This window comes from Micromonospora yongxingensis (genome assembly GCF_052601155.1).
Genome location: NZ_JBQXEO010000002.1, coordinates 198053 through 220599 on the forward strand (window position 1 = coordinate 198053; position 22547 = coordinate 220599).

At 71.5% G+C, this 22547-nt stretch carries 19 protein-coding genes and 1 pseudogene; 11 read left to right on the plus strand and 9 right to left on the minus strand.

Translation table 11 applies throughout. The annotated features are described in order from the left end of the window. Positions 1-126: 126 nt before the first annotated feature. Together ACTWLT_RS04085 and ACTWLT_RS04090 are read right to left on the minus strand one after the other, a co-directional pair. A complete protein-coding gene (locus ACTWLT_RS04085) occupies positions 127-909 on the minus strand; it encodes an ABC transporter permease (RefSeq protein WP_445317196.1) in 783 nt (260 codons plus the stop codon). After that, on the minus strand, positions 906-1859 hold the full coding sequence (locus tag ACTWLT_RS04090; RefSeq protein WP_445317197.1) for an ATP-binding cassette domain-containing protein: 954 nt from the start codon (positions 1857-1859) through the stop codon (positions 906-908). Before ACTWLT_RS04090 ends, ACTWLT_RS04085 begins: the two co-directional genes overlap by 4 nt. A gap of 43 nt (positions 1860-1902) precedes the next feature. On the opposite strand from ACTWLT_RS04090, the gene ACTWLT_RS04095 reads away from it, so the two are divergent. Next, positions 1903-2637 (plus strand): TetR/AcrR family transcriptional regulator, encoded by a 735-nt coding sequence (locus ACTWLT_RS04095; protein WP_445317198.1) that lies wholly within the window; start codon positions 1903-1905, stop codon positions 2635-2637. 254 nt (positions 2638-2891) lie between these two features. Continuing rightward, positions 2892-3110: a hypothetical protein gene (locus ACTWLT_RS04100; protein WP_445317199.1), complete on the plus strand. Its 219-nt coding sequence runs from the start codon at positions 2892-2894 to the stop codon at positions 3108-3110. A gap of 23 nt (positions 3111-3133) precedes the next feature. On the opposite strand, the gene ACTWLT_RS04105 is transcribed toward ACTWLT_RS04100, so the two are convergent. Together ACTWLT_RS04105 and ACTWLT_RS04110 are read right to left on the minus strand one after the other, a co-directional pair. Beyond that, positions 3134-3910, minus strand: coding sequence for a DeoR/GlpR family DNA-binding transcription regulator (locus tag ACTWLT_RS04105; RefSeq protein WP_445317200.1), 777 nt, complete (start codon positions 3908-3910; stop codon positions 3134-3136). Between the two features lie 36 nt (positions 3911-3946). Continuing rightward, entirely contained in the window at positions 3947-5950 is a 2004-nt protein-coding gene (locus ACTWLT_RS04110; protein WP_445317201.1) for a beta-galactosidase, read from the minus strand. Between the two features lie 283 nt (positions 5951-6233). Between ACTWLT_RS04110 and ACTWLT_RS04115 the strand changes: the two genes are divergently transcribed. From ACTWLT_RS04115 to ACTWLT_RS04145, 7 genes and pseudogenes are all read left to right on the plus strand, one after another. Then, positions 6234-7559 carry an ABC transporter substrate-binding protein gene (locus tag ACTWLT_RS04115; protein WP_445317202.1) on the plus strand — a complete coding sequence of 442 codons (1326 nt, stop codon included), beginning with the start codon at positions 6234-6236 and terminating at the stop codon, positions 7557-7559. Between the two features lie 21 nt (positions 7560-7580). After that, positions 7581-8537 (plus strand): carbohydrate ABC transporter permease, encoded by a 957-nt coding sequence (locus ACTWLT_RS04120; protein ID WP_252416435.1) that lies wholly within the window; start codon positions 7581-7583, stop codon positions 8535-8537. After that, entirely contained in the window at positions 8534-9448 is a 915-nt protein-coding gene (locus ACTWLT_RS04125) for a carbohydrate ABC transporter permease (RefSeq protein WP_445317203.1), read from the plus strand. Before ACTWLT_RS04120 ends, ACTWLT_RS04125 begins: the two co-directional genes overlap by 4 nt. Then, positions 9445-11583 carry an alpha-galactosidase gene (locus ACTWLT_RS04130; RefSeq protein ID WP_445317204.1) on the plus strand — a complete coding sequence of 713 codons (2139 nt, stop codon included), beginning with the start codon at positions 9445-9447 and terminating at the stop codon, positions 11581-11583. Before ACTWLT_RS04125 ends, ACTWLT_RS04130 begins: the two co-directional genes overlap by 4 nt. Before the next feature lie 90 nt (positions 11584-11673). Continuing rightward, positions 11674-12090, plus strand: coding sequence for a YciI family protein (locus ACTWLT_RS04135; RefSeq protein WP_445317205.1), 417 nt, complete (start codon positions 11674-11676; stop codon positions 12088-12090). A 66-nt stretch (positions 12091-12156) separates the two neighbouring features. Next, complete coding sequence (locus tag ACTWLT_RS04140; protein ID WP_445317206.1) at positions 12157-13362, plus strand: RNA polymerase sigma factor; 1206 nt, start codon at positions 12157-12159, stop codon at positions 13360-13362. Positions 13363-14053: 691 nt separating this feature from the next. Continuing rightward, positions 14054-14392: pseudogene (locus ACTWLT_RS04145) on the plus strand (DMT family transporter); the annotation flags it as partial. A gap of 51 nt (positions 14393-14443) precedes the next feature. Here the strand turns inward: ACTWLT_RS04145 and ACTWLT_RS04150 are convergent. Further along, positions 14444-15775: a cellulase family glycosylhydrolase gene (locus ACTWLT_RS04150; RefSeq protein WP_445317207.1), complete on the minus strand. Its 1332-nt coding sequence runs from the start codon at positions 15773-15775 to the stop codon at positions 14444-14446. Positions 15776-16154: 379 nt separating this feature from the next. Between ACTWLT_RS04150 and ACTWLT_RS04155 the strand changes: the two genes are divergently transcribed. Both ACTWLT_RS04155 and ACTWLT_RS04160 read left to right on the plus strand, forming a co-directional pair. Further along, complete coding sequence (locus ACTWLT_RS04155) at positions 16155-17117, plus strand: TIGR03557 family F420-dependent LLM class oxidoreductase (protein ID WP_252416442.1); 963 nt, start codon at positions 16155-16157, stop codon at positions 17115-17117. After that, positions 17114-17947, plus strand: coding sequence for an alpha/beta fold hydrolase (locus ACTWLT_RS04160; RefSeq protein ID WP_445317208.1), 834 nt, complete (start codon positions 17114-17116; stop codon positions 17945-17947). The genes ACTWLT_RS04155 and ACTWLT_RS04160 overlap by 4 nt, the downstream gene beginning before the upstream one ends. Before the next feature lie 155 nt (positions 17948-18102). On the opposite strand, the gene ACTWLT_RS04165 is transcribed toward ACTWLT_RS04160, so the two are convergent. From ACTWLT_RS04165 to ACTWLT_RS04180, 4 genes are all read right to left on the minus strand, one after another. Further along, positions 18103-18912, minus strand: a complete 810-nt coding sequence (locus ACTWLT_RS04165; RefSeq protein ID WP_445317209.1) for an endonuclease/exonuclease/phosphatase family protein — start codon at positions 18910-18912, stop codon at positions 18103-18105. 8 nt (positions 18913-18920) lie between these two features. Further along, the gene (locus ACTWLT_RS04170) at positions 18921-20411 is read right to left on the minus strand and encodes a phosphatase PAP2 family protein (protein WP_445317210.1); all 1491 of its coding nucleotides are present in this window, start codon (positions 20409-20411) and stop codon (positions 18921-18923) included. Between the two features lie 80 nt (positions 20412-20491). After that, a complete protein-coding gene (locus ACTWLT_RS04175; RefSeq protein ID WP_445317211.1) occupies positions 20492-21493 on the minus strand; it encodes a YihY/virulence factor BrkB family protein in 1002 nt (333 codons plus the stop codon). Further along, complete coding sequence (locus tag ACTWLT_RS04180; RefSeq protein ID WP_252416447.1) at positions 21486-22490, minus strand: diacylglycerol/lipid kinase family protein; 1005 nt, start codon at positions 22488-22490, stop codon at positions 21486-21488. The genes ACTWLT_RS04175 and ACTWLT_RS04180 overlap by 8 nt, the downstream gene beginning before the upstream one ends. Positions 22491-22547: the final 57 nt, after the last annotated feature.

Here is a 22547-nt window from a genome sequence, read left to right on the forward strand (position 1 = left end):
CAGCCGACCGCTCCAGGATGGAGTCGGACGTTGACTCGTGGGCACCTTATCCAGGGGCCCTGTGAGGTGGCTGTGAAGTACCGACGCCGATCACGCTGCGTTTTCAGGGAAGTGCGCTGAGTTGCCTCAGCGGTTGGCGCGACGCCGGAACAGCACTCCGCACGCGGCCACGCCGACCACCAGGAACCCGGCGGCCCAGGCGAGCGCGGCCGGAGCCGACCCGCCGACCGGGCCGCCCACCAGCAGACCGCGGATCGTCTCGACCAGCGGCGTCATCGGCTGGTGGCGGGCGAAGCCCTGGAGGAAGGCCGGCATCGTCTCCGGCGGCACGAACGTGCTGCTCACGTACGGCAGGAACAGCACCACGAAGGAGAACGCCCCGGCCGCCTCCGCGTTCGTCACCAGGAGGCCGAACGCCGCCGACAGGGCCGACACCCCGGACATGAACAGCACCAGCAGCCCGACCAGGGCCACCCAGTCCAGCACCGAGGCGGTGGGCCGGAAACCGAGGAGGAGCGACACCGCCACGACGATGGTCGTCGAGACGAGGTTGCGCGCCACGCTGGCGACGATGTGGCCGATCAGCACCGCCGATCCGAGGACCGGCAGCGAACGGAGACGGGCGATCATACCGGTCGTCATGTCCTGGTTGACCCCCACGCCGGTGGACGCCGAACCGAAGGCCGCGCAGATCAGGATGATCCCGGGCACCACGTAGGTCAGGTAACGCGTGCCGGTCTCGATCGCGCCGCCGAAGACGTAGACGAACGCCAGCAGGATCAGCACCGGCAGCAGGATCGCGGTGATCAACGCATCGACGCTGCGAACCGACCGTCGCAGGCCGCGCCCGACCAGGGCGCTCACGTCCACGATCACGCCGGGCATCCTGGTCAGCTCGGGAGCGGTCATCGGGTCACCGCCACGGCCGCTGGCTGCTCGGTCAGGGCGAGGAACACTTCGTCGAGGGTGGGCCGGTGCAGCGCGAGCCGGTGCACCTGGACGCCGTGGGCGTGCAGCAGCCCGAGCAGGTCTCGCACCGCCGCCGCGCTGCCGTCGGTGGGCACGTGCACGGACAGCGTCTCTGCGTCCTCCCTGGCAGGCACGCCGTTGGCGGCGAGCAGCGCCACGGCGCGGGCGAGCGCGTGGTCGTCGGGCAGGACAAGCTGCGTGATCTCGCCGCCGATCCGGGCCTTGAGCTGCTCGGCGGTCCCCTCGGCCGCGACCCGGCCGCCGTTCAGCACGGTGATGTGGTCTGCCAGCCGGTCCGCCTCATCCAGATACTGAGTGGTCAGCAGGACGGTGACGCCGGCGGCGGCCAACTCCGCGATCGAGCCCCAGACGTCGCGGCGGCTGCGCGGGTCCAGCCCGGTGGTCGGCTCGTCGAGGAACAGGACCCGGGGCTCGACGACGAGACTCAGCGCGATGTCCAGCCGGCGGGCCATCCCGCCGGAGTAGGTCGACACCCGCCGCCCGCCGGCCGCCGTCAACTCGAAGCGGTCGAGCAGCTCGTCGGCCCGGGCCCGCGCCGAAGCCCTGGTGAGGTGGCGCAGCCGACCCATCAGGACCAGGTTCTCCCGGCCGGTCAGCATCTCGTCGACCGCCGCGTACTGGCCGGTGAGGCTGATCGAGCGGCGGACCGCCGCTGGCGCGGAGGCGACGTCGTGCCCGGCCACCACGGCCCGGCCGCCGTCCGGGCGCAGCAGCGTGGAGAGCACCTTCACCGCCGTCGTCTTGCCGGCGCCGTTCGGCCCCAGCAGCGCCGCGACGTTGCCGCGTTCGACACGCAGGTCGATCCCATCGAGGACGGCGACACCGCCGAACCGTTTCGTAAGGGATTCAATCTCGACTGTGTATGGCATAAACCAAGTGTATGCCATACACCGGGTATAGGATCAACCCCTCATGGAACGCGCGATGTCGCCGCTCGAGGCGATCTGGACGGCCAGGCCCCCCGCCGAAGCACGGGAGGGCCTGTCGCTGACGCGCATCGTCGGCGCCGCGATCGAGGTCGCCGACACCGACGGCCTCGGCGCCGTGTCGATGAGCCGGGTCGCCAAGAGCCTCGGCTTCACCACGATGTCGCTCTACCGGCACGTCGCGAACAAGGAGGAGCTGATCCTGCACATGCAGGACGCCGCCGTCGGCCCTCCACCCGCTGACCTGGTCACGGGCCAGGGCTGGCGGGCGGACCTGGACCGCTGGGCCTGGGCCGCGGTGCGGAAGCTCCGTAGCCACCCGTGGATCCTGCAGACGTTGTCGATGCTCGGCCCGCCCGCCACCCCGAACCAGCTCAGCTGGTTCGAGTACGGGCTCCGCGCACTAAGTCCGACGCCACTCGACGAGGGCGAGAAGGTGGCCGCCATCCTGCTCATCCAGGCGCACAGCTTCGCCGACCTGACGTTCCACACGGCCGGTGCGCCCACCGCGATCGCCGACAGCGACCCTTACGAGACGCTCTTCACCCGCATCATCGATCCGGCGCGGTTTCCCGCGCTGACGGCCGCGTTCAACGGCGGCGGTTTCGCCTCGACCGACGAGCCCGAGGCCGACCGGGACTGGCTGTACGAGTTTGGCCTGCAGCGAATCCTCGACGGCGTCCAGGTCCTCGTCGAGCAGCGCCGCTCCGCGGAAAGCTGAAACCCTCCTACGCCAGCGTCGGGCACTTATGCCGCTGGGGTGCCGGGTCAGCAACCCGGCGGGCAACCCGCGCGCGCCCTTTGGAGCTGATGTCGTCAACGACTCAGAATCCCGCGAGCGAGCGCGGTCAGGTGACGAACCGGTCAGGAATCGAGAAGCCCCGGTCGCCGGGCCGGCGTTAGCGTGACCCGCATCGACGTCCCGCCCGGCGGATCGCCGGGGTCCGGGGTTGCTCCCCGTCGGAGGAGGTTCCCGTGACATCAAACAAGTGGGTTCGGCAGACGCACCGCTGGCTGGCCATCGCCTTCACCGTGACCGTCATCGTCACGTTCGTCGCCCTGGCACAGGAGGAGCCGGTCGTCTGGGTGTCCTACGTGCCGCTGCTCCCCCTCGCCCTGCTCCTGCTCACCGGCCTGTACCTGTTCGCGCTGCCGTACCGCACCAGACGGCGGCGGACCGGGCAACCGGACTGAGGCAGCCGTCACGGCGTCAGGCGTCAGTCGGCCTGGACGACGACCAGCTCGCCCACCTGCTCGCCGATCGCGGCACGCGCCTCCGCCGACAGCCCACGGTCGGTGATCAGCACGTCGGCCGCCTCCAGGGGAGCGATCGTGGCGATGCCGATGGTCTCCCACTTGGTGTGGTCGGCGAGCACCACCAGCCGGCGGGCGGCGCCGATCAGGCACCGGTTGACCCCGGCCTCCAGCAGGTTCGGTGTGGTGAAGCCGGTCCGTGGGCTGAGCCCGTGCACCCCGAGGAAGAGCAGGTCGACGTTGAGCGCGCTGATCGCCGCCTCGGCCACCGGCCCGGTCAGCGCGTCCGACGGCGTACGGATGCCACCGGTCAACACGACCGTCTGGTCGGCACGCGGGTTCTGGTAGAGCGCGTCGGCCACCGGGATCGAGTTGGTCACCACGGTCAGCCCGCGTACGTCGGAGAGCAGCGTGGCCAGCGCGGCGGTGGTGGTGCCGGCGGAGAGTGCGATGGCCATCCCCGGCTCCACCATGGTCGCCGCCCGCTCGGCGATGGCCCGCTTCTCGGCCTGCTGGCGGATCGACTTCGCGGCGAAGCCGGGCTCCTCGGCCGAACCCGGCCCGGCCAGCGTCGCTCCACCGTGCACCTTGTCCACGAGGCCGCGTTCGGCCAGCACCTCCAGGTCGCGCCGGATCGTCATGTCGGACACGCCGAACCGGCTGACCAGCTGGCTCACCCGCACGCCACCGCGCTGACGGATCAGATCGAGGATGGCGGTCTGCCGCTGCTGGGCGAGCACCTGGGTAACCTCCTTCGCGCCGTCATTGTCGCCGGGTCAGGTCGCGTCGGCGGCCGGGTCCTCCCGGACCACGACCACCTCACCGGCCGGCACCGTCAGCTCACCGGTACACCGCGCCCCGGTCAACAGCTCGGTGCCGCTGACCGCGAGCCGCACCTCGGCCTCGGTGTGGTTGATGGCGAACAGCCAGCTCCGCTCGCCGTCGCGCCGCCGGACCACCTCCACTCCGGTCGGCGCCTCCGCCGCCGGGCGGACGCCGGCCTCGTCGAGCAGCCGGGTGACCAGCCGATCGGTGGCCGGCTCGTCCAGCCGGGTGCCGACGTACCAGGCGGCGCCGGCGCCGACCGGATTCCGCGTCAGCGCCGGTACGCCCGGCAACGGCCCGTCGGCGTACGAGGCGAGCACCTCGGCGCCCTCGGAGTGCAGCCACTCGGTCCACACGTCGGCCGTGCTGCCGTCGTCCAACCGGACCTGCTCGCCCTCACGCAACGGGAAGAACTCCTCGGTCCGTACGCCGAGCAGCTCGCGGAACGCGCCCGGGTAGCCGCCCATCCGGATGTGGTCGTTCTCGTCCACGATGCCGCTGAAGTAGGTGATCGCGGCGGTGCCGCCGGACTCGACGAACCGGCGCAGCGCGTCGGCGTCGGCGTCGCGGACCAGGTAGAGGGTGGGCACCAGGACCAGCCGGTAGCCACTGAGATCGGCCGACGGGTGGACGATGTCGGCGGTCACACCGGCCTTGAACAGTGCGCCGTACAGGGCGGTCAGCCGGTCGACGTACCGGACGTCGACGCTGGGGCGCGAGTCCAGCTCGACGCCCCAGCAGGCCTCCCAGTCGAACAGGATGGCCACCTCGGCGTCCACCCGGCTGCCGCGCACCTCGGCCAGCGCCTTGAGGTCCGCGCCGAGCTGGCAGACCTCGCGGAACACCTTGGTGTCCGGCCCCGCGTGCGGCACCAGCGCGGAGTGGAACTTCTCGGCCCCGGCCCGGGAGGCCCGCCACTGGAAGAACAGGACCCCGTCGGCGCCGCGGGCGACGTGCGCCAGGCTGTTGCGGCGCAACTCCCCCGGCAGCTTCGCCACGTTGCGCGGCTGCCAGTTGACGGCGCTGGTGGAGTGCTCCATCAACAGCCACGGTTCGCCACCGGCGACGCCCCGGGTGTGGTCGGCCGAGAGCGCCAACCCGACGTGCGCCTGCGGGTCGGCGGCGGTCAGGTAGTGGTCGTTGGAGACCAGGTCCACGTCGCCGGCCCAGGAGTGGTAGTCCATGTACTTGATCCCGGTGCCGATCATGAAGTTGGTGGTCACCGGCTGGCGGACCAACGTCTTCAGCAACTCGCGTTCGGCGCGCAGTTGGGCCCGCTGCTCGTCGGAGGAGAAACGCAGGAAGTCCAGTTGCTGGGTGGGGTTGGCGAAGGTCGGGGCGGTGCGCGGCGGGTTGATCTCGGCCCAGTCGCCGTAGCGCTGGCTCCAGAAGGCGGTGCCCCACGCGTCGTTGAGCCGGTCCAGGTCGCCGTACCGCTCGCGCAGCCAGTCGCGGAAGGCCTCGGCGCTGACGTCGCAGTAGCAGTGCACGTTGTGGCAGCCCAGCTCGTTGGAGACGTGCCACATCACCACCGCCGGGTGCTCGGCGTACCGGTCGGCGACCGCCCGCACCAACTCCAGCGACCGCTGTCGGAACACCGGAGAGCTGGGGCAGTACGCCTGCCGTCCGCCCGGCCAGAGGATCGCACCGTCGGCCCGGCGGGGCAACGTCTCCGGATGCGCGCGGGCCAGCCACGGCGGCGGGCTGGCGGTGGCGGTGGCGAGGTCGACCTGGATGCCGCCGTCGTGCAGCAGGTCCAGCACCCGGTCCAGCCAGCCGAACTCGAACCGGCCCGGGGTGGGTTCCAGCAGCGCCCAGGAGAAGATGCCGACGGAGACCAGGTTGACCCCGGCGCGGCGCATCAGGTCGACGTCCTCGGACCAGGTCTGCTCGGGCCACTGCTCCGGGTTGTAGTCGCCGCCGAAATAGATGCCGTCACCCTGCCATCGCCGCATGAGAGCTGAGAGTGCACCGGGCAACCCACGGAAGTCAACAGGTTCCAACATCGACTTCTTTTCCAACGTTTACCGCGTAACAGCCGTGTCACGGCTGGGTTCCTGGAGGCGAATTGCCCTCTTGACAGCGTCCGGCGGGAGGGTAGCTTGAGGCCCCAATGGCCGTTCGTGTTTGCCAATGTGGATTCTCGTGGGATCCCTCTGTGTAGTCACGGCGCCGCACCTGCCTTCACCACCCTGACGGCCCTTGGGCGTAGCACCTCTTCATTCGCAGGAGGCACAGATGTCCCGTCCCCGATCCCAAGCCGAATACCTGGCTCGGCTCGTACCGCCCTCCGTAGCCGGCATCAACCGACGTTCACTGCTGGCCGGCGCGGCCGGCACCGGCGCGCTGCTCGGCACCGGCCTGCTGGCCGGTTGCGGCGACGACGCCGGCGGGTCCGACTCGAAGGACGTGTCACTCGGCTCGAACCAGTCCGACCCGAAACCGAAGGACGTCCTCGCCAAGGTCGCCGACGGGTTCAAGACGTCGTCCGGCGTTCAGGTCGCGGTGAACACGGTCGACCACAACACGTTCCAGGAGAACATCAACAACTACCTGCAGGGCAAGCCGGACGACGTGTTCACCTGGTTCGCCGGCTACCGGATGCGTTTCTTCGCGCAGAAGGGCCTGGCCAGCGACATCAGCGACGTGTGGGGCAAGCTCTCCGGCTACTCCGACGCCTTCAAGAAGGCGTCCACGGGGGACGACGGCAAGCAGTACTTCGTCCCGGCGTCGTACTACCCCTGGGCGATGTTCTACCGCAAGTCGGTGTGGCAGCAGTACGGCTACCAGGTGCCCACAACCCTGGATCAGCTCACCGCGCTCGGCGCGCAGATGAAGAGGGACGGCCTCATACCCATCGCCTTCGCCGACAAGGACGGCTGGCCGGCGATGGGCACCTTCGACATCCTCAACCTGCGCATCAACGGCTACCAGTTCCACGTCGACCTGATGGCCGGCAAGGAGGCCTGGACCTCCGACAAGGTCAAGAAGGTCTTCGACACCTGGGCCGGCCTGCTCCCCCTGCACCAGCCGGACAGCCTCGGCCGCACCTGGCAGGAGGCCGCGCAGTCGTTGCAGCAGAAGAAGAGCGGCATGTACATGCTCGGCCTCTTCGTCGGTCAGCAGTTCAGCAACGAGGAGCAGAGCGACCTCGACTTCTTCACCTTCCCCGAGATCGACCCGGCCATCGGCGCCAAGGCGCTGGACGCCCCGATCGACGGCTACATGATGGCCCGCAAGCCCAAGAACGAGGACAACGCGCGCAAGCTGCTGGAGTACTTCGGTGGCAAGGAAGCCGGCGACATCACGGTCAAGAACGACCCGGCCACCCTGGTCGCCAACGGCAGCGCCGACGTCAGCGGCTACACCGCCTTGCAGAAGAAGGCCGCCGAACTGGTCGGGTCGGCCACCGAGATCGCCCAGTTCCTCGACCGGGACACCCGGCCGGACTTCGCCTCCACGGTGATGATCCCGGCGATCCAGCAGTTCATCAAGAACCCCAAGGACATCGACGGCCTGACCTCGTCCATCGAGAACCAGAAAAAGTCGATCTTCACTGACTGACGGCGGAAGGGGGAGGACATCGTGTCCGACCTGCCCCTGATCCAAGCGGATCGCGCCGTGCCGCCGCCGGCCACGACCACCTCCACGGGTGGTCGTCGCCGGCGGCTACGGCTCCTGTCCCGCACCGACCGCGTGGTCATCACGCTGATGGTGCTCGTCCCGCTGCTGCTCGTCACCGGGTTCGTCTGGTTGCCCGCGGCGGCCACCGTGCTGCTCTCCGGCACCGACTGGGACGGCATCGGCCCACTCAACGAGATCGACTTCGTCGGTGCCCGCAACTACAGCGACGTGGTGAACATCTACCCGCCGTTCGTGCCGGCGATCCAGCACAACCTCCTCTGGCTGGGGGCGCTGTTCGTCGTCGCCACCCCGTTCGGCATGTTCCTGGCCGTCCTGCTGGACAAGGAGCTGCGGGGCAGCCGGTTCTACCAGACCGCTCTCTACCTGCCGGTGGTGCTCTCGCTGGCGTTGATCGGCTTTGTCTGGCAGCTGCTCTACTCCCGCGACCAGGGTCTGATCAACGCGGTCTTCGGCAGCAACATCGACTGGTACGGCGACTCGAACGTCAACATCTGGGCGGTCATGGTCGCCTCCGGATGGCGGCACGTCGGCTACATCATGCTGCTGTACCTGGCCGGGCTGAAGGGCGTCGACCCGTCGCTGCGGGAGGCCGCAGCGGTCGACGGCGCCTCGGAGAGCCGGACGTTCTTCCGGGTGGTGTTCCCGGTGCTGCGGCCGATCAACGTCATCGTGCTGGTGGTGACGGTGATCGAGTCACTGCGCGCGTTCGACCTGGTCTGGGTGGTCAACAAGGGCCGCAACGGGTTGGAGCTGATCTCCGCGCTGGTCACCCAGAACGTGGTCGGTGAGGCGAGCCGGATCGGGTTCGGCTCGGCGCTGGCGACCATCATGCTGGTCGTCTCGCTCGTCTTCATCACCATCTACCTGGCGACCGTGATGAGGGAGAACCGGCAATGAGCACCGCGACCATCACCCGGCGTACCGAGGGCGGGCCCGACGCACCGCGGCGCCGCCGCAGGATGACCCCGCTGCGGATGTTGCTGCACGGTTTCCTCATCGCCGTCTCGCTGGCCTGGCTGTTCCCGATCGCCTGGGCGGTGCTGACGTCGCTGCGCTCCTACGAGTACACCGCGGCCAACGGCTACGTCTCGTTCGGCGGCTGGACCCTCGACAACTACGTCACCGCCTGGCAGACCGCCGAGTTCGGCAAGCACTTCCTCAACTCGGTGTACATCACCGTGCCGGCGGTGCTGCTGACGCTCTTCCTCGCCTCGTGCGTGGCGTTCGTGATCGCCCGGTTCAGTTGGAAACTCAACCTCGTCCTGCTCGGGGTGTTCACCGCAGCCAACCTGCTGCCCCAGCAGGCGCTGCTCATCCCCCTGTTCCGGCTCTTCACCGAGGTGCCGCTGCCGGAGTTCATGAGCGACTCGGAGCTGCTCTACGACAGCTACTGGGGGCTGATCCTGATCAACGTCGCCTTCCAGTGCGGGTTCTGCGTCTTCGTGCTCAGCAACTACATGAAGGCGCTGCCCCGCGACCTGTACGAGGCGGCGATGGTGGACGGGGCGAGCATCTGGCGGCAGTACTGGCAGGTCACCATGCCGCTGTGCCGACCGGCCCTGGCCGCGCTGGCGACGCTGGAGGTGACCTGGATCTACAACGAGTTCTTCTGGGCCACCGTCCTGATGCGCACCGGCGACAAGTTCCCGGTGACCAGCTCGCTGAACAACCTGCGCGGCGAGTTCTTCACCGACAACAACCTGGTCTCGGCGGGCAGCGTGCTCGTCGCGATCCCCACCCTGGTGATCTTCTTTATGCTCCAGCGGCACTTCGTTCGGGGCCTGACCTTGGGAGCCTCCAAAGGATGACGATCCTGCACCTGCGCCGCGCGCGGACCAGCCTGGTGCTCGACGCGCGCGGCCCGGGGCTGCCCCGGGTCGTGCACTGGGGCGGCGACGTCGGCGACCTCGACGACGACGCCCTGCGCCAGCTCGTCGACGCGACCGTGCCGCCGGTGGTGCCGAGCAGCTTCGACGAGCCCACCGTGCTCTCGCTGCTGCCGGAGCCGAGCACCGGTTGGAGCGGCCGGCCGGGCCTGGCCGGGCACCGCGACGGCACCGGCTGGTCCACCGCGTTCCGGCTGGACGGCCTCGACGTCGACCAACCCACCGGAGAGGGTTCGGCTCGCGTGACCGTACGGGCCAGCGACCCCGCCGCGGGCCTGTCCCTGACCATCGAGGTCGAGGTGGACCCGACCGGGTTGCTGCTGCTGCGCCACCGGCTGCGCAACGACGGCGACAGCCCGTACGAGCTGCGCGAGTTGACCCCGGTGCTGCCGGTGCCGGCGGTCGCCACCGAACTGCTGGACCTGACCGGCCGGTGGTGCCGGGAACGGTCCCCGCAGCGGCACTCGTGGCAGCAGGGCACCTGGGTTCGCGAGGGGCGGCACGGGCGCACCGGGCACGACGCCACCCTGCTGCTCGTCGCCGGCACCGCCGGGTTCGGTTTCGGCCACGGCGAGGTGTGGGCGGTGCACACCGCGTGGAGCGGTGACCACGTCACCTTCGCCGAGCGCCGGCCCACCGGCGAGTCGACCCTCGGCGGCGGCGAGCTGCTGGCCCCTGGCGAGGTGCGGCTCGGCCCCGGCGAGTCGTACGACACCCCCCTGCTCTACGCGGTCTGGTCCGACGCCGGCCTGGACGGGCTCAGCGACGTGCTCCACACCCACCTGCGCGCCCGGCCGAGGCACCCGCGCTCCGCCCGTCCGGTGACCCTCAACGTCTGGGAGGCGGTCTACTTCGACCACGACCTGGACCGGCTGCGGGCGCTCGCCGACCGGGCCGCGCAGATCGGCGTCGAGCGGTTCGTCCTCGACGACGGCTGGTTCCGCGGACGCCGCGACGACACCGCGGGGCTCGGCGACTGGTTCATCGACGATGGCGTCTGGCCCGACGGCCTGCAACCGCTGATCGACCACGTGACCGGCCGGGGCCTGGAGTTCGGCATCTGGGTCGAGCCGGAGATGGTCAACCCCGACTCCGACCTGTTCCGTGCGCACGCCGACTGGCTGCTGGCCGTGCCGGGGCGTCTGCCGCCGCTCTGGCGCAATCAGCAGGTGCTCGACCTGGGCCGCCCGGAGGCGTACGACTATCTGCTGGAACGGCTCGACGCGCTGCTCACCGAGCATCCCGGCATCAGCTACCTCAAGTGGGACCACAACCGGGACCTCACCGAGGCCGGGCACCACGGTCGACCCGGCGTGCACGGGCAGACGCTGGCGGTCTACCGGCTCCTCGACGAGCTGCGCAGCCGCCACCCGGGCGTGGAGATCGAGAGCTGCGCGTCCGGCGGCGCCCGGGTGGACCTGGCCATCCTGGCGCGCACCGACCGGGTGTGGGCCAGCGACTGCAACGACGCCCTGGAACGGCTCAGCATCCAACGCTGGACGGGGCTGCTGCTGCCACCGGAGCTGGTCGGCACGCACGTCGGCCCGGAACGCTCGCACACCACCAACCGGGTGCACGACCTCGGTTTCCGGGCGGCCACCGCGCTCTTCGGCCACCACGGCATCGAGTGGGACATCGCCTCGATCAGCGCCGCCGAGCAGACCGAACTGGCCGCCTGGGTGGCGCTGCACAAGCGGCTCCGTCCGCTGCTGCACACCGGCCGGGTGGTCCGGGTCGACCACCCGGACCCGGCCGTCTGGGCGCACGGCGTGGTCGACCACGACGGCACCCGGGCGGTGTACGCGGTGGCCCGCCTCGCCACCTCGGTGGCGCAGTCCCCCGGCGCGGTCCGGCTGCCCGGCCTGGACCCGGGCCGGCGTTACCTGGTCCGGCCGGTGTCGGACGTGCCCGCCCCGGCGACGATCGACCGGTCCGCGCCGGGCTGGCTCGCCGCCGGCGTCACGCTCACCGGGGCGGCGCTGGGTCGGGTCGGGGTGCAACTGCCCGCGCTGCACCCGGAGCAGAGCCTGGTCCTGGAGGTCACCGCCGCCGGCTGAGAAGATTCCCGAAGATTTTGGGCCGGGGTGTCGAGAACGGTGCCGCCTGCTTCTACCTCAGGGTGAGAGCACCGAAGATGGTGCGCAGGCGTGAGGAGCGAGACCATGAAGTACATGCTGCTGATGCAGTTCAGCACCGCCGGAACCGACTTCCCGGGCATCGACACCTGGACCCCGCAGGAGGTCGAGGCGCACCTCGCGTTCATGGGCGAGGTCAACGCCAAGCTCACCGCCGCCGGGGAGTGGGTCGACGGGCAGGGCCTCGGTGGCCCGCAGCAGGCGCGGATCGTCCGCGCCGGTGAGGGCGGGACGCCGGTGGTCACCGAGGGGCCGTTCGCCGAGACGAAGGAGTTCCTGGCCGGCTTCTGGATCGTCGACTGCGACAGCCCGCAGCGGGCGGTGGAGCTGGCCGCGTACATCTCCACCGCACCGGGCCCCGGCGGCCGGCCACTGAACATGCCGATCGAGGTGCACCCGGTGATGTCCGCCCCACCTGAGGAGCTGTGAGGCCTGACCCCCACCGATCCCCACATCGAGGACCTGCTGCGCGAGCTGGCGCCGCAGGTCCTCGGCGTGCTCGCCCGCCGGTTCGGTGACTTCGCCACCGCCGAGGACGCGGTGCAGGAGGCGCTGCTGGCCGCCGCGACCCAGTGGCCGGTGGAGGGCCTGCCAGCGAACCCGCGCGGCTGGCTGATCCAGGTCGGCTACCGCCGGATGATCGAGCTGATCCGCGGCGAGCAGGCCCGGCGCCGCCGGGAGGACCTGGTCGTCCGCGAGGCCCCGGACGACCGCCAGCACGCGCCCCCGGCGGACGAGGAACTGACCAGCGAGCGGGACGACACGTTGGTTCTGCTCCTCCTCTGCTGCCACCCGGCGCTCACGACCGCGTCGGCCGTCGCGCTCACCCTGCGCGCGGTCGGCGGGCTGAGCACCGCCGAGATCGCGCGTGCGTTCCTGGTGCCCGAGGCGACCATGGCGCAGCGGATCAGCCGGGCCAAACAGCGCATCCGCTCCTCCGGCCTGCCGTTCCGGATGCCCGACGAGGCCGAGCGGGCCGACCGGCTGGCCGCCGTACGGCAGGTGCTCTACCTGATCTTCACCGAGGGGCACACCAGCACCGCCGGCCCGGACCTGCGCCGGGTCGACCTGGCGGCGGAGGCGATCCGGCTGACCCGGGCGCTGCACGCTCGGCTGCCCAACGACAGCGAATCGGCCGGGTTGCTGGCGTTGATGCTGCTCACCGAGGCCCGTAGCCCGTCCCGTACCGGACCCTCCGGCGAGCTGGTCTCACTGGCCGACCAGGACCGCACGCGATGGGACGCGGCGGCGATCGCCGAGGGGGTCGCGCTGGTCACCCGGGCGCTGCCGCGCGGCCCGACCGGCCCGTACCAGGTGCAGGCCGCCATCGCCGCCCTGCACGACGAGGCGCCCAGCACCGAGAAGACCGACTGGCCGCAGATCCTGGCGCTCTACGAGGTGCTGGAACGGATGTCCGGCAGCCCGGTGGTGTCCCTCAACCGGGCCGTGGCGACCGCCATGGTGCACGGACCGGCGGCCGGACTGGCCGCCCTCGACGCGCTGACCGACGACCCGCAGCTGGCCGGACACCACCGGCTGGCCGCCGCCCGCGCCCACCTGCACGAGATGGCCGGCGACCGGGACCGGGCGATCGCCGACTACCGGGCCGCCGCCGGGCGCACGAGCAGCCTGCCCGAGCAGCGCTACCTCACCATGCGGGCGGCCCGGCTCGCCGCCGAAACCGGACGGGCCACTGCCTAGGCCGAAGTCACCACCGCCCGGACCCGCCACCCCCAAGAACCGGGCGGACCGCCGCCCAGGCCGGGCCGGGACGCCACCGCCGGAGCCAGACCCGATCGGTGCCGCGACATCGCCGCCTGGCCGCGGGCACAGACTGACGGCGCATCAAGCTCCGGAGGGAACCGGGTGGGGAATCTCGGCCTCGGGGCCGGAGTAGCTACCTGCATCGCCTTTGGAGCTGATGTCGTAAACGACTCACCCGCAACCGCAACCCGCACTGCTGCCCGCCACCCGCCACCCGCTACTCGCCACCGGCCGCCCGCATCCCGCCAGCCCCCAGCGGCCGCCCGCCAGCCGCCATCCGCCACCGGCCGCCCGCTACTCGCCACCCGGCCGCCCGCTACTCGCCACCGGCCGCCATCCGCCACCGGCCGCCCGCTACTCGCCACCCGGCCGCCCGCTACTCGCCACGGGCCGCCCGCATCCCGCCATCCGCCGCCCGCTACCCGCCGCAGCTGCCTGCTCGTTGGCTGCAGCAAGTGGGCGCACTCGGCCTGAATCGTTTGTGACATCAGCTCCAAAGCTTCTGGACGACATGCACCCGGGCGCACGGACGCCACGCCGCACCGGGCGCGAGGGCTCGCACGTCGTGGACCAACCAAGCCGAGCAGCGGCGGCGCTAGCCTGACCAGCGACGAGTTCCCGCCGAGCAACCAGGACTGAGGACCGCATGGCGTACGTGCTGCTGGGGATCGCCATCGCCGCCGAGGTGCTGGCGACCAGCCTCCTCAAGACCACCGCCGGGTTCAGCAGGCTCTGGCCGACGGTGGCGTGCCTCGGCGGTTACGTGGTGGCGTTCATCCTGCTGGCGCAGGCGGTCAAGGAGATCCCGGTGGGGGTCGCGTACGCCCTCTGGTCGGGCCTGGGCACCGCCACCATCGTGGCGATCGGGGCGGTGTTCCTCGACGAGCCGGTCAGGTTGGCCAAGCTCGCCGGCATCGCACTGATCATCGCGGGGGTGGTCATCGTGAACCTGGCCGGGGAGCACTGACCAGGGTCGCGGTGGCCGGGCCCGGCTCGGGCCCGGCCACCTGCCCGTCGGTCAGCTCGCGGTGCAGCTCACCTCGGGCCTGGCGTTGCTGCCGGTCCAGCCGCCGATGAAGCCGAAGCTGGTGCTGGCGCCGGCGGCCAACCTGCCGTTGTAGTCCACGTTGCGCGCGGTCACGGTGGCTCCGCTGCTGGTCAGCGTCGCGTTCCAGGCCTGGCTGACGCTCTGGCCGTTGGCGAAGGCCCACCGGGCGCTCCAGCCGGTGATCGCCGTCGCGCCGGCGGTCACCTTCACCTCACCCTGGAATCCGCCCTGCCACTGGTTGGTGACGGTGTAGGTGGCGGTGCAACCACCAGCCGGCGGTGGAGTGGTCGGTGGGGGTGTGGTCGGCGGCGGGGTGCCGCCGAAGACGGTTGCCTCCCGGGCGGTCTGCCGGATCCCGTTGGCGCCGTTGAAGATCCGCTGGCCCCAACTGGTCAGGCTGGCCGGGTTGAAGGCGGTGGCCATGTCGAGATACTCCACGCCACCGCCGTTGCCGCTCCACGACCAGCCCAACCAGCCGATCCCGTTGGCCTGGCTGTAGGCGAGGATGGTGTCCTCGTCCGGGTCACCGTCGGAGTGGTTGAACCCGAACTCGCCGACCACGATGGGCAGCCCCGCGGCGCGGAAGCGACCCAGGTAGTCGCTGATCTCCGCGGCGGTGTCGAAGACGCCGTACATGTGGATGGAGAAGACGGTGTTGCGGGCCGGGTCGGCGGCGAAGACCGAGGCGGCGTTGTCGCGCATGGTGAACGACCAGTCCTGACCCCAGTTCGGCGCGTCCACCATGATCGTGTGGGTCAGGCCGCCGGCACGCAGTCGACTGATCGCGGTGGCGTTGTCGGTGGCCCAGGAGGCGTAGTTCTGGTTGCCGTACGGCTCGTTGCCGATGTTGACGATGACGTACCTCTCCTGGCCGGCGAGGACGTCGGCGAGGCTGAGCCAGTAGTCGACGGCCCGGGCGAGGGTGATCGCGCCACTCTGCTCGCCGTAGCCGGTGGTGTCGTGCACCTCCAGCACGCAGATCAGCCGGTTGGCCTTGCACGTCGAGATGACGTTGGCGACGTCGGCGTTGGTGTTGCGGGTCCACCGGTCGCCGCTGGAGAGCACCACCCGGACGGTGTTCGCGCCGAGCGCCTTGACGTTGGCGAACGAGCTGGTCTCCTGGGGGTACCAGGTGTGCGCGTGGTTGACCCCGCGCATGATGAATTCGGTGCCGTTGGCGTCGTACAGCTTGCCGCCCGCGACGGAGAAGCCGGCCGCGGCGTGTGCCGGCTGGCCGAACGCCAGCACGGCGACGACCAGCGCGAGCAGGGCCGCGCCGGCGGCGGAGAGTCGAGTCTTCATGGCCTTCCTCAGGGAGGACCCCCGGTGCCCGACAGGGGTGGGACGTGACAGGGGAAGGCGGCTGCAGCCCGACAGCCACCGCCCGGATCCCGGCGGCGCAGGCATCAGCGTAGGACGATGGATCGACCGGCGCAACCGGTTCAGTTGCCGGGCCCGGGCCGGAGACAGCCGTGACGGCCCACGCGGACGCGGGCCGTCACGGGGCGGTCATCCCCACCACAGGATGTGCGCCAATACCGGAGTCTTAACCGGTTAAGAGCGACCGTAGGCAGGCCGCGGTCATCCGTCAAGCGTCACCCGTCCGAACCGGACGGGAGGGTTGACCGCTGCCGACCTGGGTATCCCGGGACGAAGCGTGCGGTGGGAAGGGGTTACCAGGATGGTCGGCGTCGGCTACACCCTGATGTGTGAGCAGTCCGGTCCGAAGCAGCTGATCGACCACGCGGTACGGGCGGAGGCAGCCGGCTTCGACCAACTGGTGATCTCCGATCACTACTACCCCTGGCTGGACGCGCAGGGGCACTCCCCGTACGCCTGGTCGGTGCTCGGCGCGGTCGCCCACGCCACCTCCCGCGCGGAGCTGATGTCCTTCGTGACCTGCCCGATCCGCCGCTACCACCCGGCCGTCGTGGCGCAGAAGGCCAGCACGATCGGTGCTCTCTCGGACGGCCGGTTCACCCTCGGTCTGGGCGCCGGGGAGAACCTGAACGAGCACGTGGTCGGCGGCTGGCCGCACGTGCAGCAGCGGCACGAGATGTTCGAGGAGGCGTTGCAGATCATCCGGCCGCTGCTCAACGGCGAGTCGCTGACCTTCTCCGGCAACCACTTCGACGTACCCGACGCCTACGTCTGGGACCGCCCCGAGCGGCCGGTGCCGATGGCCATCGCCGCCTCCGGCCGGCAGTCGGCCACCCTGGCGGCCGAGTACGGCAACGGCATCGTGGCCACCGAGCCGGACCGGCACATCATCGAGATGTACGACGACGCCGGCGGCGCCGGCCAGCCCCGCTACGGGCAGGTCGCCATCTGCTACGGCCCGGACGAGGCGGAGTGCCGCAAGATCGTGCACGACCAGTTCCGCTGGTTCGGGCTGGGCTGGAAGGTCAACGCCGAGCTGCCCGGCCCGGACTCCTTCGCCGCCGCCACGCAGTTCGTCCGCGAGGAGGACGTCGCGGAGGGCATCTCCTGCGGCCCGGACGTGGACGCGCACGTCGAGGCGTTCCGGAAGTTCGTCGACGCCGGCTTCACCCACGTGGCGGTCGTCCAGGTCGGCGGGGAGAGCCAGCCGATGTTCCTGGACTGGGCGCAGGAGCAGCTGCTGCCGCGGCTGCGTGAGCTGTGAAGCTCAGCCCGGCCGGGCGGTTCAGCCTCGCGGAGCTGCGGCTGGCGCTGGCCGCGCCCAGACCGGCCGCCGGGTTGGTCAGCGAGTGGCGACTGGTCGACGGGCTACGGACACACACCCGGCGCAGCGCCGACCCGGGGACCGGGGCTCCGCCGGTCGTGCTGGTGCACGGCCTGGCGGTCTCGCACCGGTACCTCACCCCGCTGGCCGTCGCGCTCGCCTCCACCCACCCGGTGTACGTGCCGGACCTGCCCGGCTTCGGGTTGACCGAGCGGCCCCGGGGCGCGTACGACGTGCGCCGGCACGCCGACCACCTGGCCGCCTGGCTGGCCGCGTACCGGCTACCGCCGGTCTGCCTGCTCGGGCACTCGTTCGGCGCCGAGGTGGCCGCCGCGCTCGCCGCGGCGCGCCCGGACGCGGTCCGCGCGCTGGTGCTGGCCGGGCCGACCAGCGACCCGGCCGCCCGGTCGCGACGCGGCCAGTTCGGCCGGTGGCTGGTCGACACCCTGCGGGAGGCGCCCTGGCAGGCGCCGATCCTGCTTCGGGACATCTGGGACGCCCGGCCGTGGCGGGTCCTCGCGACGCTGTCGCACTCGGTCCACAACCCGATCGAGGCCGACCTGGTGCGGATAGCCGCGCCGACCGTGGTGATCACCGGTGGCCGTGATCCGGTGGTGCCGGCCGCCTGGCGGGACCTGGCGGCCCGACTGGTCCCCGACGGTCGCCCGGTGGCCGTGTCCGGCGCCGCCCACAACGTGGCCACCACCGCCCCGACGGCGGTCGCTGACGCGGTCCGCCATCTCCTCTCCCCGACTCTGACGAACAGGTGACCCCATGCGCTTCGGCAACACGGAGATCCGGCCGCTCGGTGGCGGCCTCGGCTGCCTCCTGATGATCCTCTTCTCGATCCTCGCCTCGGTGGTGCTCACCGTCCTGCTCAACGTGGTGCTCTGACCGGCGGGGGCACGGCGCCGGGATCACCCGGTCAGCCGGCGGTCAGGTCCACATCGGCCAGTACGGGGTAGTGGTCCGACGCCGTGTCCGCCGCCCCGCCCCGGATCACCCGGCAGTCCCGGACCCGCTCGGCCAGCGCCGGGGTGCCGAACAGGTAGTCCAGCCGCATCCCGGCGAACTCGCCCCCGCCGAACCGGGTGGGCACGGTGAGGCCGTCGGCCTCCGGTGCTCCGGCGGCGACCGACGGCCAGAGGTCTACCAGGCCGGCGGCCAGCAGCCGGGCGACGACGCGGGTGTCCACGCTGCCGCCGCCCCGCCGCAGATGGCGACGCCGGTACAGGGCGGGCATCCCGGCCAGGCGCGCCGTGTGGTCGGCGGTGGGGTCGAGCGAGTTGAGGTCACCGGTGACCAGGGTCAGCGGCCCCTGGGCCCGTCGCGCCGCGGCCACCAGCCAGTCCACCTCCACCCGCCGCCGTCCCCCCGAGTACGGGTAGAGGTGGGTGCCGAGCACGGTCAGCGGGCCGGCCGAGGTGCCCACCACGACGCGGGCGGCGGCGTGGTGGAACGGCCGGCGCAGCGCCCCCGCGGCGACGACCCGCAGCGGTGGCCGGACCAGCACCGCCACCGGCTGCCCGAAGCAGGACCGGGCCAGATGGGGTGTCATCCCCACCCGGGTGGCCACCTGGGCCATGAGTCCGCCGCGCTCGAAGCCGCGCAACTCCTGCAGGGCCAGCACGTCCGGCGCCTGCGCGGTGATCACCTCGATCACCCGGTCCAGCCGGCCCGGGCCGTTCCGGTCCCGACCACCCGTCCGGATGTTCCAGGTCATCACCCGCAGCACGGCGGCGCTCAGTCCGCCCGGCCGGCCCGGGCCAGCTCGTCGTCGAGGCTGCCCACGTCCTCCGACTCGATGCTCGGCCGGTTGCCCTCCCGCACGTCGGCGTTCGGGCGGATGACCAGGTAGAGCAGCCCGATCCAGAGCGCGGAGAGCAGGATCGCGCCCATGAAGTCGGTCGGGTGGTGCATCCCCCGGTACATCCGCGAGGTGGCCACCCCGACCGGCATGATCACCGCGAGGGCCACGAAGATCCAACGCCACCAGCGGTCGGTACGCGGCAGCACGACGACGGCGATCGCCAGCCAGACGCAGATGGTCGCCGCGATGTGCCCGGACGGGAAGGACGAGGTGGGCATCTGCCCGTCCAGGTTCTCCACCGCCGGGCGCGGCCGGTCGACCGCCCGGGCGGAGGCGAGGAAGAGGGTCAGCTCGCCGACCATCGCCAGCGCCACGAACAGCACCGGCCGCCAACGCCGCCACACCGCGAGCACCAGCGGACAGAACACCAGCGAGATCAGCAGGATCGCGTGGGTGTCGCCGAACTTGCTCCACCACCAGCTCACCTCGGTCAGCACCTCGGTGTGCCGGTCGGCGAACCAGCGCGGCACCTCCGTGTCGAGGGTGTGGAAGAAGGTGCCCTTGGCGTGGTAGCTGACGTACATGCCGAAGGCGTACAGCGCCCCGAACACCAGCACCCAGCCGACCAGCAGCTCGGCCACCGCCGAGCGGGGGTGGGCCAGCACGTGCTCTTCGGCGGGGGCGGGGGCGATGTCGTGCCCGGCCTCCGGCTCCAGTCCCTCGGTCAACGGGACCACCGGGCGGCCCCGCTCACGACGCCACAGGCGGAACGCGTACGCGGTGACGCCCAGCCAGGCGGCGCCGAGCAGCCAACCGGCCAGCACGTCGGAGACGAAGTGCACGCCCAGCGCGATCCGGGTCAGCCCGACCAGGGCCACCAGCACGCCGACCGCGACGATCGCCGGCTTACGCCAGCGGGGCGCCATCGCCGGCAGGAACACCAGCAGCAGCGCCCCGTACGCGACGAACGAGCCGAGCGCGTGCCCGCTCGGGAAGCTGTTGCCGGGAGCGCTGGCGACCGGCACGTCCACCACCGGACGGAGCCGGCCGACCAGCTCCTTCAGGGACGGGTCGAGGATCAGACCACCGACCCCGGTGACGATCAGGTAGACGGCCAGCCGCGGCTGCCGCCGGATGAGCAGCCCCACCACGGCGATGGTGACCAGCCAGATGAGGATGGGCCGCCCGCCCAGGTCGGTCACCGCCTGGAGCACGGTGACCAGCGCGTGGTGCGGGGCGACGAGCCCGTTGAACCACTCGGCGACCGCGTGGTCGGCGTCCTGCAACGGGCTCCACCGCACCCGGACCAGCAACAACAGCAGCCCGAAGGCCACTCCGGCGCCGGTGACGGCGACCAGACCGGCGACGCTCCGCTCGGCGAAGTGACCGATCGGACGCCTCGCCACCTCTTTGACCGCGGTCACCCCGCACCTCCCTTGTCTGTCTGGCGAGGCGCTTTACCCGATCGGCGCCTGCCGTACACGCGGACGCCCGGCGGGGGCGGCTACAGGGCCGTCATGTCTCCGGTGTCGAGGAGCTCGGCGCGGTCGGCCTCGGGCTCCCACAGATCCGGCTGGGCGGGCTCCTGCACCCCGATGCGCAGTGCCTCCAGCTGGGCGGCGAAGGCCAGCCCGCCGAAGAGCGCCATGCCGGTGAGGTTGGCCCACAGCAGCAGCGCCATCATCCCGGTCAGCGCACCGTACGTCTGGCCGAAGCCGTCGCTGAACCGCACGTACGCGGCGAGCAGCAGGCTGGCCAGCCACCAGAGCGCCGTGGCGATGCCGGCGCCGAAGAAGAGCCAGGAGAGGCCGGGTTGTTTGCGGCGCGGCGCGCGCCGGAACAGCACCGCCACGGCGAGCACGGTCAGCCCGAGGCTCAGCGGAAAGCGGATCACGTTCCAGATGCCGTCGGCGACGTCGCCCCACTCGTAGTGCTCCCGCACCGAGTCACCCACCGCCCCGCCGGCGACGAGGATGAGGAAGCCGGCGAGCGCGGGCAGGCCGGCACTGACGGCCAGCACGGCGGCGCGGAGGTACTTCCACAGTGCCGGTCGGTCCCGCTCCACGCCGTAGATGCGGTTGGCACCCCGTTCGATCTGGGCCATCGTGGTGGTCAGCGCGACCAGCCCGGTGAGCAGACCGAGGGTGAGCGCCAGCTCGCCGGCGTCCTCGACGCGCTCGCCCTCGCCGAGCAGCTCGGCGACCATCTGCTCGCTCTGGCCGGGAGTGAGCGCCAGGACGGTGTCGGCGACCACGCGGCCGCCCTCCTCGACGCCCAGCTCGCTGATGAGGCCGGTGAGGGCGATCATGAACGGCACCACGGCGAGGCAGAGCTGCAACGCGAAGGCACGGGAGTGGCTGAACCCGTCGCCGTAGCGGAAACGGATGAAGGCGTCCCGCAGCAGGTGCCAGCCGCCCTGACGGCGCAGTGTGTGCCAGGCGTCGTCGGCGGACAGCTCCTCGTCGGCCATCAGCCGGGTCTCCGGCACGATCCGGGTGCTACTCACTGCGCGCTTCCTTGATCAGCTCCTCGCCCCGCTCCCCGGCGCCCTGCGCGTCGACGGCCAGGTCGGGGGCGTCCTCGGGCTGCGGCACGCAGAGCCAGAGCGCCTGGGGTCGGACGTCGGCCCGTAGCTGCCGGGCCGGGGAGATGAGGTCGCCGTCCAGCTCCCGGGGCTGGGCCCGGTTGCTGGTGACCACCACGCGCCGGCCGCGGAACACCTCCATCCGCGGCACCTGCCCGCTGCGGCGGATCACCGCCCAGCCGAGGGCGAGCCAGTGCCGCAGGTTGCGCGGGGTGAGCACCGCGACGTCGAGCCAGCCGTCGTCCGGCTCGGCCTCGGTGAGCAGGCGCACCCCGCCCTGGAGTCGGCCCACGTTGGCGATCAGCACCGAGCGGGCTCGACGGCGTACCGGCGGGCGGTCGTCGATGCGGATCTGTACCCGCATCGGCCGGTCCCGCAGGTGCCGGGCGGCGCCCATGACGTACGCGGGCCAGCCGATCCGGGCCTTGGTGGTCTCCGAGGTGGCGGCCAGCATCTGGGCGTCGAAGCCCATGCCGGCCATCACGGTGAAGTACCGGTCCTCGACGGCACCGACGTCGAGCAGCCGCCGGCCCCGCTCGACGGCGACCTGCAGCCCGGCGGCCAGGTCGGTGGAGAGCCCCAGGTTGGCGGCGAGCAGGTTGCCGGTGCCCTGGGGCAGCACGGCCAACGCCACGTCGGTGCCGACCAGGCCGCTGACGCAGGACATCACGGTGCCGTCGCCGCCGCAGGCGAAGACCAGGTCGACGCCGGCCTTGACGGCCTGCTCGGTCTGGCCCCGGCCGGGGTCGTCGACGGTGGTCTCGAACCACTGGGGCTCGGGCCAGCCGGCGGCGGCGAGGGCGTCGTTGACGGTGCGGCGCAGCTCGTCGAGATCGTCGACCTTCACCGGGTTGACCACCACGGCGGAACGCAGCCCGCCGTCGCCGCCCGAGGGCCGCCTTTCCTGTGCAGCATCCACGGCGTCAGTGTGCAGCACCGGAACGCCTTCAGCGAGCCCCCGGGCGGCCGGCGTCGG

What these genes read in the sequence shown, in the direction of transcription:
- ACTWLT_RS04085 (WP_445317196.1), bottom strand. Translation starts at nt 909, where the DNA reads ATGACCGCTCCCGAGCTGACCAGGATGCCCGGCGTGATCGTGGACGTG.
- ACTWLT_RS04090 (WP_445317197.1), bottom strand. Translation starts at nt 1,859, where the DNA reads ATGCCATACACAGTCGAGATTGAATCCCTTACGAAACGGTTCGGCGGT.
- ACTWLT_RS04095 (WP_445317198.1), top strand. Translation starts at nt 1,903, where the DNA reads ATGGAACGCGCGATGTCGCCGCTCGAGGCGATCTGGACGGCCAGGCCC.
- ACTWLT_RS04110 (WP_445317201.1), bottom strand. Translation starts at nt 5,950, where the DNA reads ATGCGGCGATGGCAGGGTGACGGCATCTATTTCGGCGGCGACTACAAC.
- ACTWLT_RS04115 (WP_445317202.1), top strand. Translation starts at nt 6,234, where the DNA reads ATGTCCCGTCCCCGATCCCAAGCCGAATACCTGGCTCGGCTCGTACCG.
- ACTWLT_RS04125 (WP_445317203.1), top strand. Translation starts at nt 8,534, where the DNA reads ATGAGCACCGCGACCATCACCCGGCGTACCGAGGGCGGGCCCGACGCA.
- ACTWLT_RS04130 (WP_445317204.1), top strand. Translation starts at nt 9,445, where the DNA reads ATGACGATCCTGCACCTGCGCCGCGCGCGGACCAGCCTGGTGCTCGAC.
- ACTWLT_RS04150 (WP_445317207.1), bottom strand. Translation starts at nt 15,775, where the DNA reads ATGAAGACTCGACTCTCCGCCGCCGGCGCGGCCCTGCTCGCGCTGGTC.
- ACTWLT_RS04155 (WP_252416442.1), top strand. Translation starts at nt 16,155, where the DNA reads ATGGTCGGCGTCGGCTACACCCTGATGTGTGAGCAGTCCGGTCCGAAG.